General features: G+C 43.8%; 4 protein-coding genes. All 4 read right to left on the bottom strand.

What is annotated here, in order from left to right; all coding sequences use genetic code 11:
* A partial coding sequence (locus ACFINS_RS09580) for a DnaB-like helicase N-terminal domain-containing protein (protein ID WP_375706135.1) occupies positions 1-584 on the bottom strand: 584 nt, incomplete at its 3' end.
* Positions 556-1,578 carry a phage late control D family protein gene (locus ACFINS_RS09575; protein WP_375706136.1) on the bottom strand — a complete coding sequence of 341 codons (1,023 nt, stop codon included), beginning with the start codon at positions 1,576-1,578 and terminating at the stop codon, positions 556-558. The genes ACFINS_RS09575 and ACFINS_RS09580, both read right to left, overlap by 29 nt.
* Positions 1,578-1,832 (bottom strand): tail protein X, encoded by a 255-nt coding sequence (locus tag ACFINS_RS09570; protein ID WP_375632034.1) that lies wholly within the window; start codon positions 1,830-1,832, stop codon positions 1,578-1,580. The genes ACFINS_RS09575 and ACFINS_RS09570 overlap by 1 nt, the downstream gene beginning before the upstream one ends.
* Positions 1,829-2,209 (bottom strand): phage tail protein (locus ACFINS_RS09565; RefSeq protein ID WP_375686227.1); only part of this gene is annotated, 381 nt, incomplete at its 5' end. The genes ACFINS_RS09570 and ACFINS_RS09565, both read right to left, overlap by 4 nt.

Genomic DNA, 2,209 nt, shown 5'->3' with positions numbered 1-2,209 from the left:
GAAAGCTGTGAGGAACGCTTTTTTGCAGCGCTTGCCATGTTAAGTGCTTTTGCAATGGCTGTATCAAAGTTTTCAAAACCACCCCCATATTTTCCTTTTTCGGCTAACTCAAATAATTGATTTTCAATCGTTTCAATTTGTTGGGAAGGTGTGAACTCCAGAGGCGCATCAAAAGCTGTATTGGCAACTTCATTGCCAAGATTAATCAAAGACCGGCGGATAAACAGATCGTAAATGACGCGTCCATAATCTTCAGTGTTAATAATAGTGACTGCCTCTGTGGCTAAGCGAACAACATACTGGTATACAGTAATATCTCCAACTTTTTCTTCCATTTGGATATAGGGCTTGATTGTAATGGGGTTTGCAAGATGACCCTTTTGAATAATTTGTAAGACAATCTCAAAGATCTTTTGATGTAGCGTTTCAAAAAAATGTTCTGCTTTGAGAAAGTCTGAAACGCGATCGAGTGCATTATTATTAATCAGGATTGCTCCAAGTAATGCCTGTTCCGCTTCAATATTATGGGGAAGTTGACGAAAAGAAGAAGCAAAATTATCTCTTGGATTTTCTGTTTTTAGCATGTTCAATGTTCTCATTGCTTTCTTTTCCCTTGTTTGGTGCCTCGAGTGTGATTTCTGTTGTGTATCCGCTTTGTTTTTCATAGCGGTGGGTGACGGTTGCGGCTTTCCATGGCCCATTGATTTGCCCACGAAACCCTTGCAATAAAAGAGGTTGATCCGCCATGATTTCAGGGCGTCCCTCTAAGGTCAAAGAACCACTGCCTACAGCACGACATAAGCGATCCGACTCGGAAGCAGCGGCAGATAAAGCTTCCTCTTGACATGGATAACAACTGCGAAGACGCCGCACGGGACCGCTAAACCCTGTCTGATGTTTGACTTGGCATTGCTGCCCTTTTGAGCGATCAAAATAAGAAGCTTCAATAGTGCCATATTGCGTACGTGGCTCTAACGTGAATTCCCAGTTAGAACAGTCATGCTTATGAAGTTCGAGTGCTGGTAAATTGTCCCCGCTTAAAAATAAAAACTTATTGTCCTTGATCAAAAAACGTGCCCGCATGCGATCGGCAAGGCGGGTTAAAAAATCAACAGCCGATTGATCTGTGCGAATCACATAAGGCAAAGGTTTTTTAGTGAACTGGGGACTGACCTTTGCTTGATAGCCATGGCGTTTGGCGAGTGTCTCAACAATCTCACCAACAGTTTTGTGATCAAAATGCTCACTCACCTGTTCTTTGAGCTCTTTACGCATCGAGGCACTTTTGCCACAAAGGCGCAAGATCTCTCCATCACTGCCCCCACAACTTACAACCGATTCGACAACAAAACACCCCATAAATGCACTGATGCTGTTCTCATAACCAAAGATCACCTGTAGCGCACTATTGCTTGAGGGAACCTCTAAATCATTGCCACTATCGTCAAACTCTGCTTCAAATGTATCGGCTTCATTACCGGCATGGTCCGTAATCGTTGCGGTTAAAAGACGCTGGTAAAAAACCTCATGAACAGGTTTGTCTCCCACCTTGACCACAATAAAAGGGTGTGTACGCATTAATCCCATAACCGCTTCACCATGCTTTGGGGATTAGACAACACAAATTCAGGCAAAATGACCTTTAAGCCCCGCGGTAAAAACACACCATATTTGGCAATCTCTGGATTAGCTTCCAGTGTGGCTTCTAAATAACCGTTTAGTGCCCCAACTTGCCTCCGGTCTCTGAACACTGCCATGACATGGTGAAAGCAAAGGAGATCGAGGCTCATATCCTCTAGCTCTACAATAACATGCTTTTCTGGTATCTTCATAGAGTTTGTCCCACTTGGATTTGTCCCTCTTGGTATTGTCCTTGTGGTTTTCCGCCATTAAAAAAGGGCAAGAGCGTAATGGAATAGCGGATGCGTTGGGATTGACCAGAAAGACTGATATAGTCGTGGTCTTTATTGATCGTGGTGATTACTACGGGTCCATGAAGAAGGACACTATAGGTGGTATCATTGATCCAACGAAGCATCTGGACCGGCTTTGCTCTTCGGATAGTTGTAGTGATGGCATCAATGGCTACCCGATCACCAAATTCTTCTGGAAACCAAACTCCATGAATGGTCTTTGCATCATTGCCATAGCCGGTAAATTGCAAACTGGGTGCCTTGCCAAAACGCTCCATACAAACCCATGAGGCAGA

The organism is Bartonella sp. AA2SXKL (assembly GCF_042197205.1).
In the GTDB taxonomy this organism is placed as follows: Bacteria; Pseudomonadota; Alphaproteobacteria; order Rhizobiales; family Rhizobiaceae; genus Bartonella.
The sequence above is the reverse complement of the archived record's forward strand: the minus strand, read 5'-3'. Positions and strand labels throughout refer to the sequence as shown.